The following is a 17,806-nucleotide window of genomic DNA, read 5'->3' as shown; positions in this document are numbered from 1 at the left end:
AGTTCATACGGTTCACAGCGGCTGTATCCCCTGTGAGCAGGACGGAAAGTCTGTGAGGTATTCGGCGGTGGGGTAGCCGATCGGGTTTCGCGCGCGCCCTATCCGCTCATGTGGCGTTGGCCTTCGACGTGACTCGGTCACGCAGTTGCTGTACGACCCCGCGGCCTTGCGGCCTTGCGGCCTTGCGGCCGTCTGCGTCTGTGTGGTCCTTGGCGGCGACGAAACTGTGCACTGGCCGAACGCAAGCGCAGCACCAGGAAGGTTGTGGGAAGGGTGTGCTGGTGGGGTCAGGGGCCGGCGAGGGTGGTGGTGAGGTGGCGGGCGGCTTCGGTTACGGCTGAGATGTATTCGTCGCGTTCGGGTTTGGTGGTCGAGGGTTGGAGGGGGCCTAGTTGGACTTCGTGGGTGGCGGTGCCGGCGGGGTCGAAGACGGGGGCGGCGAGGTAGCTGAGGGGGAGGGGGTCGGGGGAGTCTAGTTCGGGTCGGGTGAAGGGGCGGGCGGTGAGTTCGGCCAGTTGGCGTAGGGCGCGGGTGCGCAGATGTGGTTGCAGGAGTTCGGTTCCGACGGCGCCGAGCAGGTCGGCGAGGAGGTCGACCAAGCCCGCGTCGTCGGCGCGGGGACGGAAGACGGCGACGCCGCGGGCGCGGACGAGGGTGAGTAGTGCGCCGGCGGTGCGCCGGTCGGCGCCGGTGGCGGTGCGGATCCAGGTGTTCTGTTCGGCGGCCGGACGCCACGGCATGACGCTGGCGCCGGCCGGGAATTGCAGTGGAATCCGGTGTCCGACCGGGATTCCGGGGACGACGCGGGTGTGCCCGTGCCGGATGTCGAGGACGGTGAGCCGATCGGGTTCGATCCGGCTGAAGGTGGCGCCGAATCCGGTGCGGGCGGCGAGCGCGGCGAGTACCTCGCCGACGCCGGGTGGTAGTGCGGCACTGGATAATCCGGCCAGCTCGGGGCCGATGGTATAGCCGCGCTGCGGGTCTCGGCGTACCCAGCCTGCCGCGGCGAGTTCGGTGAGTATCGCGGTCGCGGTGGCTCGGGCGATGCCGAGGCGTTCGGCGATGCCCGCGACACCGATCGGTTCGTTCGCCGTGGTGAGCAGCGAGACGATGTCGACGACCCGGCGGGTCGGCGGCGACGCGGACCGTTCCGGCATGACGGAACCTCTTGTTTCTGCTCGGGTGGGCAACCTACGATGTGTCGAATATTAGATCAACGAGCGTCGAATATTCGACACCTGCGGATTCCGGCGGGTATGACCCCGCATCGGAGGGAGCGCGAATGATCCTGGATCGGTTCCGGATAGACGGGCAGGTCGCCATTGTGACCGGCGCCGGTCGCGGCCTGGGGGCGGCGATCGCGCTGGCCTTCGCCGAGGCGGGTGCGGACGTGGTGATCGCGGCCCGCACGAAGAGCCAGTTGGACGAGGCGGCCGGGCGGGTGGCCGCGACGGGACGGCAGGCGCATGTCGTCCCGGCCGACCTGAGCGATCTCGACACCACTGCGGCGTTGGCCGCGACCGCGGTGGAACGTTTCGGCAGGCTGGATATCGTGGTGAACAACGTGGGCGGCGCGATGCCGTGCACCCTGCTCGATACGACGCCGCAGGCCCTGGTCGACGCGTTCAACTTCAACGTCACCAACGCGCACGCACTGGTGTGCGCCGCGGTCCCGCGCATGCTGGAGACCGCGGGCGGCGGTTCGATTCTCAACATCACCTCGACCATGGGCAGGCTGCCCGGTCGCGCGTTCGCCGCCTACGGCACCGCCAAGGCGGCGCTGGCGCATTACACGAAACTTGCTGCGCTGGACCTGAACCCGCGCATCCGCGTGAATGCCATCGCACCCGGCTCGATTCTGACCTCCGCGTTGGAGATCGTCGCGGGCAACGAGGCGATGCGCACCGAGCTAGAGACCAAGACGCCGCTGCAACGAATCGGTGATCCCGAGGACATCGCCGCGGCCGCCCTGTATCTGGTGTCCCCTGCGGGCCAATATCTCACCGGTAAGGTCATCGAACCCGACGGTGGCTTGATCATCCCGAACCTCCATCTCCCGATTCCGGATCTGTGACATGACTTATCGCGTAGTGCAGTGGGGGACAGGCAATGTCGGCCGGCACGCGCTGGCCGGTGTGATCGCCAATCCCGACGTCGAATTGACCGGCGTCTGGGTGTCCGGCGAATCGAAGGCGGGCGTGGACGCGGGAACGCTGGCCGGGCTGCAACATTCGGTGGGGGTGCAGGCGACGACCGACGCGGACGCGTTGCTCGCCACCCGGCCGGACTGTGTCGTCTACTGCTCGATGACCGACAACCGCCTGTTCGAGGCCGTGCAGGACCTGCAGCGGATTCTCCGCGCAGGTGTCAATGTCGTCGCGTGCGCGCCGGTGTTCTTCCAGTACCCGTACGGTGTAGTCCCCGACGAACTGTTGAAGCCGGTGCAAGAGGCTGCGGCACACGGTAATTCGACTCTCTGGGTGAACGGCATCGATCCCGGTTTCGCCAACGACCTGGTGCCGCTGGCCTTGGCGGGCACCTGCCTGCGCATCGATGAGCTGCGCTGTATCGAGATCGTCGACTACGCCAGCTACGACAACCGTGAAGTCATGTTCGACATCATGGGTTTCGGCAAACCGCTCGACGATATCCCGATGTTGTTGCAGCCCGGTGTCTTGTCGCTCGCCTGGGGTGGTGTGGTCCGCCAGCTGGCCGCGGGCATCGGCGTCGAACTCGACGCCGTCACCGAGACCTACGAGCGTGTGCCTGCGCCGCATGCCTTCGATATCGTCACCGGACACATCCCCGAAGGTTCAGCTGCCGCATTGCGTTTCGAGGTGCGCGGGATGGTCGGCGACACCCCGGTCACGGTGCTCGAACACATCACCCGGCTGCACCCCGACCTCTGCCCGGACTGGCCGCAGCCCGCGCACCGGGAGGGCTCGTATCGGGTCGAGCTGACGGGCGAGCCGAGTTACGCCCTGGACCTGGTCACCTCGAGTCGCAACGGCGACCACAATTACGCCACCCTGGTGGCCACCGCGATGCGCATCGTCAACGCGATCCCGGCGGTCGTGCGGGCGCCCGCGGGCATCATGACCGCACTGGACCTGCCGCTGATCACCGCGCCGGCCCACCGTCATTCGCGGGAGCGGTAGCGTTCGAGCAGCCGGACGTGCGCCGGCTCGAGTTCCTCGATGCTGGTCACGCCCAGCAGCTTCAGTGTCCGCAGCACCTGGGTGCGCAGGATGTCGATGGCGCGGTCCACGCCGGGTTCGCCGCCGGCCATGAGTCCGTAGAGGTAGGCGCGGCCGATCAGGGTGAAGCGGGCGCCGAGGGCGAGGGCCGCGACGATATCGGCGCCGTGCATGATGCCGGTGTCAAGGTGGATCTCCATGTCGTCGCCCACCTCGCGGACCACCGCGGGCAGCAGATGCAGCGGCACCGGCGCGCGATCGAGTTGCCGGCCACCGTGATTGGACAGCACGACACCGTCGGCGCCGAGGCCGGCGAGCCGTTTCGCGTCGTCGACGGTCTGCACGCCCTTGACCAGTAGCCGTCCGGGCCACTGCTGGCGGAGCCAGGCGAGGTCGTCGAAGGTGACGGTGGGATCGAACATCGAGTCGAGCAATTCGGCGACGGTGCCCGACCAGCGGTCCAGGGAGGCGAAGGACAACGGTTCGGTGGTGAGGAAATCCCACCACCACCATGGGCGGCGCAGTGCGTCGAGCGCACCGGACAGGGTGATCGAGGGCGGCACCGTCATGCCGTTGCGCACATCCCGCAGTCTGGCGCCCGCCACCGGCACGTCGACGGTGACGACGAGGGTGTCGAAACCGGCCTGTGCGGCGCGTTCGACCAGTGCGATGGAACGGTCCCGATCGGTCCACATGTAGAGCTGGAACCAATTGCGCGCGTCGGGACCGGTGAGGGCCGCGACGTCCTCGATGGCCGTGGTGCCCATGGTGGACAACGTGAACGGAATTCCCGCCCGCTCGGCGGCCCGTGCTCCGGCCGCCTCGCCCGCCGTGTGCATCATCCGGGTGAATCCGGTGGGCGCGATACCGAACGGCAGCGCGGCGGTGCGTCCGAGCACCTGCACCGAGGTATCGGCGGAGCTGACGTTGCGCAGAATGGTGGGCCGGAACTCGAGGTCCGCGAACGCTTCTCGGGCCCGGTCGAGGCTGATCTCGGCATCGGCAGCGCCGTCGGTGTAGTCGAAGGCGACCTTCGGGGTGCGCTTGCGAGCCAATTCGCGCAGATCCCAGATCGTCTGGGCGCGTGCGAGTTTGCGCGCACGGCCGCCGAACGGACGCTCGAATTTGATCAACGGCGCGAGTTCTCGGGGCCGCGGCAGCCTGCGCGTGGTCATCGCGTGGCGGCCTGGGCGGCGGCGCGTAGCCGCAGCGAATGCATGCCGGCGTCGACCTCGAGCATGGTCCCGGTGATGGAGGTGGCCCCGGGCCCGGCCAGGAAGGCGACGGCGGCGGCTACCTCCTCGGCCGTGACCAGTCGTCCGTGCGGTTGACGGGCGCGCAGCGCGGTCAGCTCGGCCGCGGGATCCGCACTGGCCGCGAGAAGTCGCTGTACCCACGGCGTGTCGACGGTGCCGGGGTTGACGCAGTTGACCCGGATGCCCTCGCCGACGTGGTCGGCGGCCATGGCGCGGGTGAGGGAGAGGATCGCGCCCTTGCTCGCGCCATAGGCGGCCCGGTTGGGCAGTCCGGTGGTCGCGGCGATCGAGCAGGTGTTCACGATCGCGGCCGCGGGCGATCGGCGCAGATGGGGGAGCGCCGCGCGGGAGACGCGCACCGCACCGAAAACGTTGACCTCGAACAGGTTTCGCCATTCGTCGTCGCTGTTGTCCTCGACTGTGCCCTGCGCGCCGATGCCGGCGTTGTTGACGACGATGTCGAGGCGGCCGAACGTTTCGTGCACCTGTGCGACAGCGTCGCGCACCGAAGCGTCGTCGACCACATCGCAGTACAGGCTGATACCTCCGGACGGCGCAGCGGCACCGGGGGCCCGATCGAGTACCGCGACTCGCGCGCCCGCCGCCGCGAGCGTGTCGGCGATGGCCTTTCCGATTCCGGACGCACCGCCGGTGACCACGGCCACCAGTCCGTCGAATTCGTCGTGCGACGACATACCGACCCCTCGCTCTCGCCTCGTTTCCGAGGCGATGGCACGCCTCGAACAGGTCCGATGTTTACCCCAGGCGAACATAACACCGATCGCGCGGAAACGCGCCAGATTGCCACGGATAAACCAGGATTGACGAATTCTCGAACCCCCTTGCATCGACAGACATCCGATGTATAGTCGTGACCCAGATCACTTTCTGGAACGAGGATCATCCCATGGCGCACCTCACGGCGCTGGACACCTTCGACGTCCGGTTCCCGACGTCGCGCGAGCTGGACGGCTCGGACGCGATGAACCCGGACCCCGACTATTCCGCGGCTTACGTGGTGTTGCGCACCGACGACCCGGCCGGACCGCAGGGGCACGGTTTCGCGTTCACCATCGGCCGCGGCAACGACGTCCAGCGGGTCGCGATCGAATCGCTGACCGCGCTGGTGGTCGGCCGCTCGGTCGCCGAGATCGCCGGGGACCTCGGAGGATTCGCCCGCGCACTCACCGCGGATTCCCAACTGCGTTGGCTCGGCCCGGAAAAGGGCGTGATGCACATGGCGGTCGGCGCGGTGGTCAACGCCGCATGGGATCTCGTGGCGAAGCTGGCCGGAAAACCGGTGTGGCAGTTGGTCGCCGAGATGTCGCCGGAGCAGATCGTCGACCTGCTCGACTTCCGGTATCTCACCGATGCGCTCACCCCGGAGGAAGCGCTGGCACTGCTTCGGCGCGCGGAACCGGGCCGGCAGCAGCGGATGGACCGGCTGCTCGCGACCGGATATCCGGCGTACACCACCTCGCCGGGGTGGCTCGGCTACTCGGACGAGAAGCTGGCCCGGCTCGCCCGCCAGGCGGTGGTCGACGGTTTCCGCACCATCAAGATCAAGGTCGGCCGCGACGTGGACGAGGACGTGCACCGGTTGCAGATCGCCAGGGCGGCGATCGGGCCGGATATCGGTCTGGCGGTGGACGCGAACCAGCGCTGGGACGTCGACGCCGCGGTGGAGTGGATCTCCCGTCTCGCGCCCGCCGACCCGGCCTGGGTCGAGGAGCCGACGAGCCCGGACGACATCCTGGGCCACGCCGAGATCCGCCGTCGCGTCGCGCCGGTGCGGATCTCGACCGGCGAGCACGGCCAGAACCGCATCCTGTTCAAGCAACTGCTCCAGGCCGGCGCGGTCGACATCGTGCAGATCGACGCGGCCAGGGTCGCCGGTGTGAACGAGAATCTGGCAATTCTGTTGCTGGCGGCCAAGTTCGGGATCCCGGTCGTGCCGCATGCGGGCGGCGTCGGGCTGTGCGAGCTGGTGCAACACCTGGCGATGATCGATTACGTCGCGGTCTCCGGGAGCGTCGAGGGTCGCGCGATCGAATTCGTCGACCACCTGCACGAGCACTTCCGATTTCCGGTGCGCGTGGTGGGCGGGCACTACCTCGCACCGCGTGAACCAGGCTTCAGCGCCGAGATGCTGCCCGCGTCGCTGCGCGATTACGAATACCCGGCGGGAGCCGCCTGGCGCGCAACGCCGTCCGCACATCATCAGGAGAATTCATGAAAACCGCCAGCCTCGTGGGCGTCGCGCTGGGCGCTACCTTGATCCTCGCTGCGGGTGCCGCGTGCTCGCGGGAATCGGTCGGCACCGAGACCGGCCCGGCCGTCACCGTGGGCGGCGGCGCGGACACCGGCGTGCTGGTCGGCGCGGACCAGCCCCGGTCGGATTCCGACTTCTGGAGCGCCTACGCGGGCTACCTCGGCCCGAAGGCGGCGTCGGCCGGGGTGAAACTGGAGAACACCTCGTCCGACAACGACGCCAACCGGCTCAAATCCAACGTCGACACGCTGCTGTCGAAGAACGTCGCGGCGCTCATCATGGCGCCGCAGGACACCGCCGCGGTGAAACCGGCTCTGGCAGCGGCCGCCGCGAAGAACGTGCCGGTAGTGAGCGTTGATACCCGGCCCGACAGCGGCGGCGTGTACATGGTGGTGCGGGCCGACAATCGGGCCTACGGCACCAAATCGTGCATCTATCTGGGTGAAACCCTGAAGGGCACCGGCAAAGTCGTCGAATTCCAAGGCGACCTGAGTTCGATCAACGGGCGCGATCGCTCGGAAGCGTTCGCCGACTGCATGAAAACGCGCTATCCCGGGATCAAGGTGATCGAGATCCCGACCGACTGGAAGGGCGATCGCGCGGTGTCGGGTCTGCAGGACAAACTGCTGACCGATCCCGATATCAACGGTATCTACATGCAGGCGGGCGGCGTCTTCCTGCAGCCGACGCTGGCGCTGCTGCGGCGCAGCGGGAAACTGGTGAAAGCTGGTGCGCCAGGGCATATCACGATCGTCTCGAACGACGGGATCAAGGCCGAGCTGGACGCCATCACGGCGGGCGAGATCGACGCGACCATCTCCCAGCCCGCCGATCTCTACGCGCAGTACGCCGCGTTCTACGCGAAGGCCGCGGTCGACGGCCGAAAGTTCACGCCGGGGCCGACCGATCACGGCTCGACCATCATCGACACCGGCGTCGGCGGCACGCTGGAGGACCAGTTGCCCGCGCCGGTCGTCACTCGCGCCGGGGGCAAGGTGGGCGAACTCGACACAGTGCCGCCCACCGCGCCGGGACTGTGGGGACACGGCGGATGAGCGGCGAACCGATCGCGGAGGCGATCGAGGTCTCTAAACGCTTCGGCCGCAACGTGATCGCGCTGAACCGGGTCGGCTTGCGAGTGGCGACGGGGCGCACGCACGCGCTGGTCGGCCGCAACGGCGCGGGGAAGTCGACGCTGGTGTCGATCCTGACCGGGCTCGCAACTCCTGATGAGGGGGAGGTGCGGTTCAACGGTCGCCCGGCGCCCGCGCCCGCCGACCGGGACGCGTGGCGCGCCCGGGTGGCGTGCGTGTACCAGAAGTCGACGATCATCCCCGACCTGTCGGTGGCGGAGAACCTGTTCATCAACCGGCAGGGTCTGGACCGACGGATCATCAACTGGCGCAAGCTTCGTGGCCGCGCCCGGGAGTTGCTCGACACCTGGTCGGTGCCCGTCGACGTGGACACCGTCGCCCGTGACCTCTCCGTCGAGCACCGCCAACTGGTCGAGATCGCCCGCTCGCTGTCGTACGGCGCGCGTTTCATCATCCTGGACGAACCGACCGCGCAGCTGGACGGACCGGCGATCAAGCGGCTGTTCCACCGGATCCGAGATCTGCAGGCCCAGGGCGTCACGTTCCTGTTCATCTCCCACCACCTCGACGAGACCTACGAAATCTGCCAGGACATCACGGTTTTCCGGGACGCCGAACACGTACTGACCGCGCCCGCCGCCGAACTGGGCAAGCAGGACCTGATCGCGGCGATGACCGGTGATTCGGTGGAATTGCAGACCGCCGCCCCGCGCAGCATCCCCGATACGGCCGCCACACCCACGCTCCGGGTCGAGGGACTCAGCGGTGCAGGGGAGTTCACCGAGGTGACGTTGCAGGTGTCCGCGCGCGAGATCGTCGGCTTGGCGGGCGGCGGTAGCAGCGGGCGGATCGAGGTCGCGGAGACGATCGTCGGATTGCGCAAGGCCGCAGCGGGTTCCGTGCTGGTGTCCGGGCGGATGCCGCGCCGCGGTGGGGTACGGGCGGCCCTGGACGCCGGTATCGGCTTCGTGCCGCGGGATCGGCACGAGGAAGGGCTGATCCCGGAAATGAGCGTCGCGGACAATGCCACCCTCACGGTGCCGCGCCGCGTGGGCCGCCTCGGGCTGCTGTCGCGCCGGACCCGGAACGCGGTGGCGGACACAGCGATCGACGCACTCGGGATCAAGACGTCCGGGCCGGACCAGAGCGTCGCGGAGTTGTCCGGCGGCAATCAGCAGAAGGTGGTCTTCGCCCGCGCGCTGGCCACCGACCCCGCGGTGCTGGTGCTGATCACGCCGACCGCGGGCGTCGATGTCCGATCGAAGCAGACCCTGCGCGCCGTGGTGCGGGCCGCCGCCGACCGGGGTACCGCGGTGCTGGTGGTCTCGGACGAGCTGGACGATCTGCGCGACTGCGATCGGGTCCTGGTGATGGTGCAGGGCCGGATCGTGCGGGAATTCGAGAAAGGCTGGGGCGACAAGGAACTCGTCGCCGCCATGGAAGGACTGTGATGACCCCGACCACGACCGGCCAGGACCCGGCGACCCGCACGGCCACCGCGCGCCGGGGTGCGCCGGTCACCGTGCGCTGGGGCGCGCTGCGCGATTTCCTGCTCGTGCCGCCCATCCTGCTCGTGCTGGTGGTCGGCTACTTCATCAACGCCAGCTTCGTCTCACCGGCCAATCTCACCAATGTGCTCACCACGATGAGCGGTATCGCGCTGCTGGTGCTGGCCGAGGTGCTGGTGCTGGTGGTCGGCCGGATGGACCTGTCGCTGGAGTCGACGTTCGGACTGGCGCCCGGCGTTGCCATCTGGGCCACCATGGGTACCGCGAAAGTCGGCGCCTTCACCTGGACTTCGCCGTGGATGACCATTCCGCTGGCCCTGCTCGTCGGACTGGCGGTGGGCGCGGTGAACGGGGTGCTGATCGTCCGGTTCGGGTTGAACGGGTTCATCGTGACCTTGGCGATGCTCATCGCGCTGCGCGGTCTGCTCACCTTCCTGACCGAAGGCTTCACCCTCACCAAGATTCCGCCGTCGGTCGAATGGCTCGGGAACACGCGGGTATTCGGCGTCCCGGTCGATGTGGCGCTGTGCCTGCTCTTGTTCCTGGCCGGGTATCTCGTGCTCACCTATACGACGGCCGGGCGCGCGCTGTACGCGGTGGGCGGCAATGAGGCCGCCGCGCGGGCCGCGGGTATCCGCACCGATCACGTCGTCATCGCGGTGCTGGTGGTGGCGGGCGGGCTCGCCGCCATCGGCGGGCTGATCTATTCGGGGCAGTTCGCCAGCGTGCAGGTCAGCCAGGGCGACGGCATGATCTTCCAGGTGTTCGCGGCCTGCGTCATCGGCGGTGTCGCACTGAACGGCGGCCGCGGCTCGGTACTCGGCGCGTTCTTCGGCGTGCTGATCCTGACGTTGATCCAGAAGCTGTTGTCCTACGGCGGGGTCAGTGCCGATTCGCTGAAGTTCATCAACGGCGCGCTGATCCTCGTCGCCCTCGTGATCACCCGGGTCGCCAGCGGCCGGCGACAGGAGTGATCATGGCTGATCTCGCGGACATCGTGCTCGGCGGTGCGGGATACGCCGGGCTGTACCGGGCGGTCGACCCCGCGGACGCGCATTCCGCACTGTCCGCGGCGTGGGACGCGGGCATCCGATCCTTCGACACCGCACCGCATTACGGCGCAGGCAGCGGCGAAGAACGCCTCGGCGAATTCCTGCGCACCCGGCCGCGCGCGGAATTCGCCGTGTCCACCAAGGCCGGTCGTCTGCTCTACGACGATCCGCACGCCGCCGACGGCACGGAGGGCTTCTACGGCACCCCGAAACGCTCGCGGCGGCGGGACTATTCGGCCTCGGGGATGCGCAGGTCCCTGGAGGACTCGCTGACCCGGCTGGGCCTGGACCGGGTCGATTTGTTACTCCTCCACGATCCGGAAGATCATCAGCCGGAGGCGATTTCGGCGGCGGTACCCGAATTGGCCCGGATGCGGGACGAAGGCCTGGTCTCCGGTATCGGGATCGGCGTCAACTTCGTCGATCTCGCGCTGCGTTTCGTCCGCGCGGCTCCGATCGACCACGTGCTGATCGCCGGTCGCTACACCCTGCTCGATCGTGGCGCCGAAGCCGAACTGCTGCCGGAATGTGGCCGGCGCGGCATCCGAGTGCTGGTCGGCGGCGTGCTCAACAGCGGCATTCTGGCCGATCCGGAACGTCGGGCCACCTTCGACTATCGCCCGGCGGACGGTGAGATCATCGGCAGGGCACGCGCGATGGCGCGGCTGTGCGCGGAATACGAAGTGCCGCTGCGCGCGGCGGCACTGCAGTTCCCGCGCAGGCACCCGGCGGTGACCCGCACGGTGATCGGCGCGAGCACCCCGGACCAGGTCGCCGACACCGTCATGATGCTGAACCACCCTGTCCCCGAAGCCCTCTGGGGTGAGTTGGCGGGGCGCAGATGATCCGGCGCGTGCCCGCTGCTCGCGCACACCCGCCCTGGCACGCACCGCGGGTGCGCGGGATCGCGTCAGGGCGCGGCGCGGCGCAACCACTCCATCACGCCCGCCACGTGGGCGAGGGCGCGCGCGTGCGCGAGTTCGGGGTCGTGGGCCGCGATCGCGTCGCAGATACCGCGGTGCTCGGCGACGGTGCGCTCGAACGCGCCCTCCTCGGTGATGCCGCGCCAGATCCGGGCCCGCATGGTCGGCATGGACAGCGATTCCAGCAGCGAAGCCAGCACCTTGTTACCGGAGGCGGCCGCGATCGCGGCGTGGAACTCGAGATCGAGCGCGACCAGATCCGTGACCGAGGAGTGCTCGGGCACCACCAGGGTGCGCAGGTGCTCGATCTGGTCCTCCGACATCGACTGTGCCGCAAGGGCGGTCGCGGCGGGCTCGAGAATGCGCCGCACGCCGAGAATGTCGAGCACCGAGTCGTCCTGGTGGAATTCGAGCAGGAAGCTCATCGCGTCCAGCAGCGACTTGGGTTCCAGGCTGGACACATACGTGCCGTCGCCCTGGCGCACGTCCAGGATGCGCACCAGGGAGAGCGCGCGGACGGCTTCGCGCAGCGAGTTGCGCGAGACCCCGAGCTCGGCGGCGAGGTCGGCTTCGCGCGGCAGCCGGGAGCCGGGCTCGAGATCGCCCGAGATGATCATCGCCTTGATCTTCGCTATCGCATCGTCGGTGACCGACACCCTGTTTCCTTCGACCTCGAGGATGTGAACGTATGCCTCCGATGACTGTAGACGCCCATATGCATGTTTGGCAGGTAGACGGGGGAGAATTCGACGTCGAGTACGACTGGCTGACAGAAACATCCGATGTTTTGTACCGCAACTACGCCCTACCGGAGGTACAGCCGGAGTTCGCCGAGCACGGGATCGGTGCGCTGGTGCTGGTGCAGGCTTCGGATTCGCCGGCCGAGAACCGCGCGCTGCTGGCGGCCGCCGCCGCGACACCGTACCCGGCCGTCGTGGTCGGCTGGCTGCCGCTGCATGAGCCCGAGGTGGTGGCCGCCGAACTGCCCCGGCTGCGTGCGCATCCGGAGTTCGTCGGCGTCCGGCATATGATCCACCGCGATCCGGATCCGGAATGGCTGCTGCGGCCCGAAGTTTCGGACAGCCTGACGTTGCTGGCCGAGGCGGGCTCGGTCTTCGACGCGGTCGCCGAGCGGCCGGATCTGCTGGCCCAGGTCCCGGTGATCGCGCGCGAGCATCCGGAGCTGACGATCGTGCTCGACCATCTCGGTAAGCCGCCGATCGCCACGGGCGCGCGGCAGCCGTGGGCCGACCTGCTCGCCGACGCGGCGGCCGCGCCGAACGTGATCGCCAAGATCTCCGGCCTGGCGACGGTGTCCGGCAGCGAAATCAGCGCCGCGCGTTGGCAACCCTATGTCGATCACGCCCTCGAGGTCTTCGGGCCGGGGCGGTTGATGGTGGGCGGGGACTGGCCGTTCACGCTGACCGCCGCGTCGTATCGGACCGTCTGGCAGACCACCTTGGCGACCTTGGCCGCGCTCGACCAGGCCGATCGGGTGCAGATTCTGACCGAAGTAGCCTGGCGCACTTACCAACTGCCGTTGGCCCCGACCTGGATGAGCGAAGGAGGTACCGAATGAAGTTGCAGCGCATCGGCGAACGCGGTGCGGAGCGACCGGTGGTGATCGACGGCGCGCAGGCTTACGACCTGACCTCGCTCACCCGGGACATCGACGGCGAATTCCTGGCCGCAGGCGGCATCGCCGCCACCGCCGCGGCGCTCGCGGCCGGTGAACTGCCTCGCGTCGAGATCGACGGTCAGCGCATCGGCCCGCCGATCGCGCGGCCGCAGGCGGTGTGGTGCATCGGCATGAACTACGCCGCCCATGCCGCGGAATCCGGTGCGGCGCCGCCGCGGACGCCGGTGGTGTTCTTCAAGACACCGAACACGGTGATCGGACCGTACGACGACGTGCTGATCCCGAAGGGCTCCGAAAAGACCGACTGGGAAGTGGAACTCGCGGTGGTGCTCGGAAAACGCGCCCGCTATCTCGACTCGATCGAGGAGGCGCTGGACTACGTCGCGGGCTACACGGTGTCCAACGACGTCTCCGAACGCGCGTTCCAACTGGAGGAATCGGGCGGCCAGTGGTCGAAAGGCAAGTGCTGCGAGACCTTCAACCCGCTCGGGCCCGCCCTCGTCCCGCGCGACCGGCTCGATCCCGCGAACCTGCGTCTGCGCTCCTTCGTCAACGGCGCGGCGCGGCAGGACTCCACCACCGCGGACCTGATCTTCGATGTCGGGTATCTGGTCTGGCACCTGTCGCAGTACGCGGTGCTGGAACCGGGCGACATCATCAATACCGGCACACCGGCCGGGGTGGCGTTGTCCGGCCGCTACCCGTACCTGCGTGCCGGTGACCTGGTGGAGGTCGAGATCGAGGGCATCGGCAGGGCCGGCCAGCGCTGCCGTGCCGCCGAGTGATGAAACCTATTTCATGGCAAGCACTTCCAGCGCACGATCCACATCGGCGACGCTGTTGTACAGATGGAACGAGAAGCGCAGGCCGCCGTTGCGCGCCGAGGTGATGACGTCGGCGGCTTCCAGCCGAGCCTGCACCTCGCCCGCACCGGGCACCGTGACGATCGGGGACTGCTTGGCGACGTAGTCGAGGCCCAGTTCGGTGAGCCCGGCGCGGAAGCGGTCCGCGAGCGCGAGGTCGTGCGCGCCGATCCGCTCGACGGTCAGTTCCTCGATGAGCGCGATGCCCGCGGTCGCCGCGATGATGCCGAGCAGGTCCGGGGTCGAGTCGAAGCGGCGGGTGGTCTTCGGCAACGCGACGGGGTGGTACAGCTCTGCCCACCGATCCTCGGCGGCGTACCAGCTCGGCCCCACCGGACGCACCGACTCGGTCGCTTCCGGCCCGGCCGCGAAGAAGGCCACCGACCGCGACCCGATCAGCCATTTGAACGTCGCGCACACCCAGTAGTCGGCGTCGGCGAAGGACAGCGGTAGCCAGCTCGCCGCCTGCGTGGCGTCCACCAGCAGCCGGGCGCCGTAGGCGTTGGTCGCCGCGCGCAGCGCGGACAGGTCCGTGGTGCGCCCGTCCGCGGACTGCACCACGCTCACCGCGACCAGTGCGGTCTCCGGGCGGACCTCCTCGGCCAGGCGCTCCAGCGGGACCACGCGCACCGTCAGATCGCCGCGATGCAGGAAAGGCATGGTGACAGAGGAGAATTCGCCTTCGGCGACGAGAACCTCGGCCCCGGACGGCAACGCGACCGCGACCGGGCCGATCAACGGTCCTGCGCCACTGCCGAGCGCGATATCATCCGCGGTCGCGCCGGCCAGCAGCCGGGCGTAGGCGGCCCGCAGTTCGGGCACCAGGTGGTCCTGTGTCATCGGCCCGCCCCGGCCGGTCGCCCATCGCGCACTCGCGTCCCGTACCGCGGCCAGCGCGCGCTCCGACGGCAACCCGTACGAGGCGGTGTTCAGGTAGGTGACTTCGGGCGAGAACTCTTCGGGCGCAAGCGAGGACATACTCGTAGCCTGCGCCGTTGCGCCGACCCCCGTCCAGCGCCAGCATCCCGAAACTGGACCGATCGCGGGTATGCCGGTACGTCCGAACGGTCGGCGGAATCCTTTTTCGGGTATTCGGTCGTTCTGTCTCATGTTGTCCTGTTGGGTAATTCGGCCGTTCGCCGAATCGGCGTTCCGCGGAAACCTGTGTGAAAGATCGGTGAATTCGCCGCACGGCGCGGCCTGTCGCCAGTCGCGACAAGTAATTCCCGGTGATCGTTGGCACATGCGAACCGAGAAACGATTCAACCGGTACCTGGTCGGCATTTCCCTTGTCGCCGTGGGAATTACCGCGACAGCGTTGGCCGCAGGTGTCGCGTCGGCGACGCCACCGAATATCCCGAGCAAGGCCACGGCGCAGTCGATGCTCGACGGGATCGCCGTCGCGCCCGAGGGGGCGATGACCGGATACTCGCGGGAGAAGTTTCCGCACTGGATCACCGTGTCCGGCCAATGTACAAGCAGGGAAACGGTTTTGATGCGCGACGGCACCGGCGTGAAGGTCGGCGCGGACTGCTATCCGACCGCCGGCTCCTGGCATTCGCCCTACGACGGTGTGACCGTGACCGATCCCGGCGCGGTGGATATCGACCACGTGGTGCCGCTGGCCGAAGCATGGCGCTCGGGTGCTTCCGGATGGACCACGCAGCGGCGCCAAGATTTCGCCAATGACCTGAATCACCCGCAGCTCATTGCGGTATCGGCATCGTCGAACAGATCCAAAGGCGATCAGGATCCATCCCAGTGGTTACCGCCCACCACGGGTTATCGGTGCACCTATGCGAAGATATGGATCGCCTCGAAGTCGGCCTGGCAGCTTTCCGCACAACAGGCGGAAAAGAACGCTCTGCAACAACTCCTGAACGGATGTGCTTCATGAGCAACGAAATGACCACCACCTTGACCGCGGCCCCCGGCGGCATCATGACCGACGAGGTAGGCGTCATCACCGGCGAGGTCGAGATCCGCTCCACCGTCACCGATTCCGGCCAGGCCACCGCGCAGACCCGCTACGCGGGCGCCGACGAGTGGTACACCATCACCGAAGCCGCCGCACACCTCGCCGCCCCCACCGAACTCCCGATCTACCACACCAAACTGGTAGCCAAGTACCTCGGCCCCGAACAGTAGGATCGCCCAACTGTTCAGGCTGGCGGCATGACCCGCTTATCACCTGCATGAATAGCAATTGTTCGAGCATTTACTAGAAGAGTCTTGACTCGTTGAGTGGGTGTTGGGACGCTGGTGTGGTGTGGACGAAAGATGCTGTTCTGCCGACGGGGCGCGGTGGGTTTCCGGAGCTGGCCGGGGTTATCGAGCGGCGGTTGCTGGTGAACTACCGGGTCGAGCCGGATGTGGTGGCGAAGGTGCTGCCTGCGCCGTTGCGCCCGCAGCTGGTCGGGGAGTGGGCGGTCGCCGGGATCTGTTTGATCCGGCTCGGGCAGCTGCGGCCCAGTGGTCTGCCGCGCTGGGTCGGGGTGCGCAGCGAGAACGCGGCGCATCGGGTCGCGGTCGAATGGGACGGTCCGGGTGGAAGCGGGACCGGGGTCTACATTCCGCGCCGCGACACCGGATCGGCGCTCAATGTGCTGGTCGGCGGTCGGCTCTTCCCGGGCGAGCACGAGCACGCGCGATTCCGGGTGCGCGAGACCGCCGACGATGTACAGGTGGCCTTCGCGAGCCGGGATTCGGCCACGAAGGTTCAGGTGGACGTCCGGCGGACGACCCGGTGGCCGGGCAGTGAGCTGTTCGCCGATCTGGCACAGGCCTCGGAGTTCTTCCGCCGCGGCTCGGCCGGGTACTCCGCGACCCGCGGCGGAGCCGAGCTGGCCGGGCTCGAATTGCGCACGGACGCATGGCAGGTCGAGCCGGTCGAGGTCGCCGCGGTGCACTCCACGTTCTTCGACGACGCAAAAGTCTTCCCGCCCGGCAGCGCACACCTCGACGGTGCCTTGCTCATGCGCGACGTGCCGGTCACCTGGCACCCCCTCGCGCCATTGCCCCTGAGGCCGTGACAAACCAGGCTGCGGCATTCGCGGACCACCGCAAGGCACCGAAATCTGTCGGACCCCCGTGTCACGCTGGACAAGTCACCAACGCTCGACGGCCGGAGGGGTTCGATATGGCCGACACCGAGGACCGGCCCACGGTCCGACTCGTCACGCATTGCCGCCGCTGCCACGGATGGCTCGTCTCCGCCGACTCGGTAGCGCAGGGTATCGGCCCAACCTGTGCCGTCAGGGAGCGCGCCGAACAGCGTGCCGCCGCCGCCCGAGAGCTGACGCTGTTCGACGTCGCAGCCTGAACGGCATCGCCCCAGCCGTTACGCCTCGGCGCCGGCGAGCAGGGCTTTCTTGGCTTCCGCGACGCACTCTGCCCAGGGGCGGTCGAGTTCGATGACGCCCTTGTCGCTCATGAACGCGCTGGACACGACGACGTCCGGGGTGAGGGTGGCGAGCAGGTCGAGGGTGGTGAGCAGGGTGTCGCGGTCGCTGTGGCCCTCGATGTAGCCGGCCCACCAGGTGCCGTTCTCGCCGAGGATCAGGGTGTCACCGGTGAAGAGATGGCGTTTGCCGTCGATCGTCGCGAGATAGCAGGCGCTGCCCGCGGTGTGACCGGGCGTCGGGATCACCTCGAGTCCGGCGATCGCGGTGTGCCGGGTGTCGAACGGGTCGTCGACGGTGGTGGCGGTGACCTCGCCCGCGTCCGCGCGGTGGATGTGCAACTGCGCGCCGAAGCGTTCGCGGACGAGCGCGAGCGATGAGGCGATCTCGTCGCGGTGGCTCAGGTAGTGCTGGGCGACGCCGCCGAGTTCGGCGATCTTGTCGAATTCCTCGGTGCGCGTGGTGTTGTAGAACAGCACGTTCCCGTCGGGGGTGGTCCAGAGGTAGGCGTGCGTGTTCAACCCGGGGAAGGGGCTCAAGGTCTCGGTCTCCCACAGGTTCGCGGTGATCTGGTGCATCGTCTGTTCCTTCCGTGCGTGGT

The 17,806-nt window shown here is 68.2% G+C and carries 19 protein-coding genes; 13 read left to right on the top strand and 6 right to left on the bottom strand.

Annotated features, from left to right (window positions below; all coding sequences use genetic code 11):
* Positions 1-287 precede the first annotated feature (287 nt).
* Positions 288-1,157, bottom strand: coding sequence for a helix-turn-helix domain-containing protein (locus NVU01S_RS34705; RefSeq protein ID WP_043674866.1), 870 nt, complete (start codon positions 1,155-1,157; stop codon positions 288-290).
* 125 nt (positions 1,158-1,282) lie between these two features.
* On the opposite strand from NVU01S_RS34705, the gene NVU01S_RS34700 reads away from it, so the two are divergent.
* Both NVU01S_RS34700 and NVU01S_RS34695 read left to right on the top strand, forming a co-directional pair.
* Positions 1,283-2,074: an SDR family oxidoreductase gene (locus NVU01S_RS34700; protein WP_043674863.1), complete on the top strand. Its 792-nt coding sequence runs from the start codon at positions 1,283-1,285 to the stop codon at positions 2,072-2,074.
* Position 2,075: 1 nt separating this feature from the next.
* Complete coding sequence (locus NVU01S_RS34695; RefSeq protein ID WP_043674860.1) at positions 2,076-3,158, top strand: NAD(P)H-dependent amine dehydrogenase family protein; 1,083 nt, start codon at positions 2,076-2,078, stop codon at positions 3,156-3,158.
* Here NVU01S_RS34695 and NVU01S_RS34690 read toward each other — a convergent pair.
* Positions 3,140-4,372 carry an alpha-hydroxy acid oxidase gene (locus NVU01S_RS34690; protein WP_043674857.1) on the bottom strand — a complete coding sequence of 411 codons (1,233 nt, stop codon included), beginning with the start codon at positions 4,370-4,372 and terminating at the stop codon, positions 3,140-3,142. The two genes, NVU01S_RS34695 and NVU01S_RS34690, sit on opposite strands and share 19 nt — an antisense overlap.
* Positions 4,369-5,148: an SDR family NAD(P)-dependent oxidoreductase gene (locus NVU01S_RS34685; protein WP_043674854.1), complete on the bottom strand. Its 780-nt coding sequence runs from the start codon at positions 5,146-5,148 to the stop codon at positions 4,369-4,371. Before NVU01S_RS34685 ends, NVU01S_RS34690 begins: the two co-directional genes overlap by 4 nt.
* 212 nt (positions 5,149-5,360) lie before the next feature.
* Between NVU01S_RS34685 and NVU01S_RS34680 the strand changes: the two genes are divergently transcribed.
* The 5 genes from NVU01S_RS34680 to NVU01S_RS34660 are packed head-to-tail and all read left to right on the top strand — an operon-like array spanning position 5,361 to position 11,224.
* Positions 5,361-6,689 (top strand): enolase C-terminal domain-like protein, encoded by a 1,329-nt coding sequence (locus tag NVU01S_RS34680; RefSeq protein WP_043674939.1) that lies wholly within the window; start codon positions 5,361-5,363, stop codon positions 6,687-6,689.
* Positions 6,686-7,780 carry a sugar ABC transporter substrate-binding protein gene (locus NVU01S_RS34675; RefSeq protein ID WP_043674851.1) on the top strand — a complete coding sequence of 365 codons (1,095 nt, stop codon included), beginning with the start codon at positions 6,686-6,688 and terminating at the stop codon, positions 7,778-7,780. The genes NVU01S_RS34680 and NVU01S_RS34675 overlap by 4 nt, the downstream gene beginning before the upstream one ends.
* Positions 7,777-9,270, top strand: a complete 1,494-nt coding sequence (locus NVU01S_RS34670; protein WP_043674848.1) for a sugar ABC transporter ATP-binding protein — start codon at positions 7,777-7,779, stop codon at positions 9,268-9,270. Before NVU01S_RS34675 ends, NVU01S_RS34670 begins: the two co-directional genes overlap by 4 nt.
* On the top strand, positions 9,270-10,301 hold the full coding sequence (locus NVU01S_RS34665) for an ABC transporter permease (RefSeq protein WP_043674845.1): 1,032 nt from the start codon (positions 9,270-9,272) through the stop codon (positions 10,299-10,301). Before NVU01S_RS34670 ends, NVU01S_RS34665 begins: the two co-directional genes overlap by 1 nt.
* 2 nt (positions 10,302-10,303) lie before the next feature.
* On the top strand, positions 10,304-11,224 hold the full coding sequence (locus NVU01S_RS34660) for an aldo/keto reductase (RefSeq protein WP_043674843.1): 921 nt from the start codon (positions 10,304-10,306) through the stop codon (positions 11,222-11,224).
* A 65-nt stretch (positions 11,225-11,289) separates the two neighbouring features.
* On the opposite strand, the gene NVU01S_RS34655 is transcribed toward NVU01S_RS34660, so the two are convergent.
* Entirely contained in the window at positions 11,290-11,958 is a 669-nt protein-coding gene (locus NVU01S_RS34655) for a FadR/GntR family transcriptional regulator (RefSeq protein WP_042261071.1), read from the bottom strand.
* Positions 11,959-11,999: 41 nt separating this feature from the next.
* On the opposite strand from NVU01S_RS34655, the gene NVU01S_RS34650 reads away from it, so the two are divergent.
* Positions 12,000-12,881 (top strand): amidohydrolase family protein, encoded by an 882-nt coding sequence (locus NVU01S_RS34650; RefSeq protein WP_244467357.1) that lies wholly within the window; start codon positions 12,000-12,002, stop codon positions 12,879-12,881.
* Complete coding sequence (locus NVU01S_RS34645; RefSeq protein ID WP_043674841.1) at positions 12,878-13,726, top strand: fumarylacetoacetate hydrolase family protein; 849 nt, start codon at positions 12,878-12,880, stop codon at positions 13,724-13,726. The genes NVU01S_RS34650 and NVU01S_RS34645 overlap by 4 nt, the downstream gene beginning before the upstream one ends.
* Positions 13,727-13,732: 6 nt before the next feature.
* Here NVU01S_RS34645 and NVU01S_RS34640 read toward each other — a convergent pair whose 3' ends face one another.
* Positions 13,733-14,782 carry an aminotransferase class V-fold PLP-dependent enzyme gene (locus tag NVU01S_RS34640; RefSeq protein ID WP_043674838.1) on the bottom strand — a complete coding sequence of 350 codons (1,050 nt, stop codon included), beginning with the start codon at positions 14,780-14,782 and terminating at the stop codon, positions 13,733-13,735.
* Positions 14,783-14,981: 199 nt separating this feature from the next.
* Here NVU01S_RS34640 and NVU01S_RS34635 point away from each other — a divergent pair, with 199 nt between their 5' ends.
* The 4 genes from NVU01S_RS34635 (at position 14,982) to NVU01S_RS34620 (ending at position 17,126) form a co-directional block, all read left to right on the top strand.
* Positions 14,982-15,701 (top strand): HNH endonuclease family protein, encoded by a 720-nt coding sequence (locus NVU01S_RS34635; RefSeq protein ID WP_244896323.1) that lies wholly within the window; start codon positions 14,982-14,984, stop codon positions 15,699-15,701.
* Positions 15,698-15,952 (top strand): hypothetical protein, encoded by a 255-nt coding sequence (locus tag NVU01S_RS34630; protein ID WP_043674833.1) that lies wholly within the window; start codon positions 15,698-15,700, stop codon positions 15,950-15,952. Before NVU01S_RS34635 ends, NVU01S_RS34630 begins: the two co-directional genes overlap by 4 nt.
* Positions 15,953-16,071: 119 nt before the next feature.
* On the top strand, positions 16,072-16,836 hold the full coding sequence (locus tag NVU01S_RS34625) for a DUF2071 domain-containing protein (protein WP_244467356.1): 765 nt from the start codon (positions 16,072-16,074) through the stop codon (positions 16,834-16,836).
* A 107-nt stretch (positions 16,837-16,943) separates the two neighbouring features.
* Positions 16,944-17,126 carry a DUF6011 domain-containing protein gene (locus NVU01S_RS34620; protein ID WP_043674830.1) on the top strand — a complete coding sequence of 61 codons (183 nt, stop codon included), beginning with the start codon at positions 16,944-16,946 and terminating at the stop codon, positions 17,124-17,126.
* A gap of 18 nt (positions 17,127-17,144) precedes the next feature.
* Here the strand turns inward: NVU01S_RS34620 and NVU01S_RS34615 are convergent, their stop codons facing one another.
* Positions 17,145-17,783, bottom strand: coding sequence for an MBL fold metallo-hydrolase (locus tag NVU01S_RS34615; protein WP_043674932.1), 639 nt, complete (start codon positions 17,781-17,783; stop codon positions 17,145-17,147).
* Positions 17,784-17,806 lie beyond the last annotated feature (23 nt).

This window comes from Nocardia vulneris (assembly GCF_001613425.1).
Taxonomy (GTDB): Bacteria; Actinomycetota; Actinomycetes; order Mycobacteriales; family Mycobacteriaceae; genus Nocardia; species Nocardia vulneris.
Note: the sequence above shows the minus strand (reverse complement) of the source record. Positions and strands in the feature narration are given on the sequence as shown.

What these genes read in the sequence shown, in the direction of transcription:
- NVU01S_RS34705 (WP_043674866.1), bottom strand. Translation starts at nt 1,157, where the DNA reads ATGCCGGAACGGTCCGCGTCGCCGCCGACCCGCCGGGTCGTCGACATC.
- NVU01S_RS34700 (WP_043674863.1), top strand. Translation starts at nt 1,283, where the DNA reads ATGATCCTGGATCGGTTCCGGATAGACGGGCAGGTCGCCATTGTGACC.
- NVU01S_RS34695 (WP_043674860.1), top strand. Translation starts at nt 2,076, where the DNA reads ATGACTTATCGCGTAGTGCAGTGGGGGACAGGCAATGTCGGCCGGCAC.
- NVU01S_RS34690 (WP_043674857.1), bottom strand. Translation starts at nt 4,372, where the DNA reads ATGACCACGCGCAGGCTGCCGCGGCCCCGAGAACTCGCGCCGTTGATC.
- NVU01S_RS34685 (WP_043674854.1), bottom strand. Translation starts at nt 5,148, where the DNA reads ATGTCGTCGCACGACGAATTCGACGGACTGGTGGCCGTGGTCACCGGC.
- NVU01S_RS34680 (WP_043674939.1), top strand. Translation starts at nt 5,361, where the DNA reads ATGGCGCACCTCACGGCGCTGGACACCTTCGACGTCCGGTTCCCGACG.
- NVU01S_RS34675 (WP_043674851.1), top strand. Translation starts at nt 6,686, where the DNA reads ATGAAAACCGCCAGCCTCGTGGGCGTCGCGCTGGGCGCTACCTTGATC.
- NVU01S_RS34670 (WP_043674848.1), top strand. Translation starts at nt 7,777, where the DNA reads ATGAGCGGCGAACCGATCGCGGAGGCGATCGAGGTCTCTAAACGCTTC.
- NVU01S_RS34665 (WP_043674845.1), top strand. Translation starts at nt 9,270, where the DNA reads ATGACCCCGACCACGACCGGCCAGGACCCGGCGACCCGCACGGCCACC.
- NVU01S_RS34660 (WP_043674843.1), top strand. Translation starts at nt 10,304, where the DNA reads ATGGCTGATCTCGCGGACATCGTGCTCGGCGGTGCGGGATACGCCGGG.
- NVU01S_RS34650 (WP_244467357.1), top strand. Translation starts at nt 12,000, where the DNA reads ATGACTGTAGACGCCCATATGCATGTTTGGCAGGTAGACGGGGGAGAA.
- NVU01S_RS34645 (WP_043674841.1), top strand. Translation starts at nt 12,878, where the DNA reads ATGAAGTTGCAGCGCATCGGCGAACGCGGTGCGGAGCGACCGGTGGTG.
- NVU01S_RS34640 (WP_043674838.1), bottom strand. Translation starts at nt 14,782, where the DNA reads ATGTCCTCGCTTGCGCCCGAAGAGTTCTCGCCCGAAGTCACCTACCTG.
- NVU01S_RS34630 (WP_043674833.1), top strand. Translation starts at nt 15,698, where the DNA reads ATGAGCAACGAAATGACCACCACCTTGACCGCGGCCCCCGGCGGCATC.
- NVU01S_RS34620 (WP_043674830.1), top strand. Translation starts at nt 16,944, where the DNA reads ATGGCCGACACCGAGGACCGGCCCACGGTCCGACTCGTCACGCATTGC.
- NVU01S_RS34615 (WP_043674932.1), bottom strand. Translation starts at nt 17,783, where the DNA reads ATGCACCAGATCACCGCGAACCTGTGGGAGACCGAGACCTTGAGCCCC.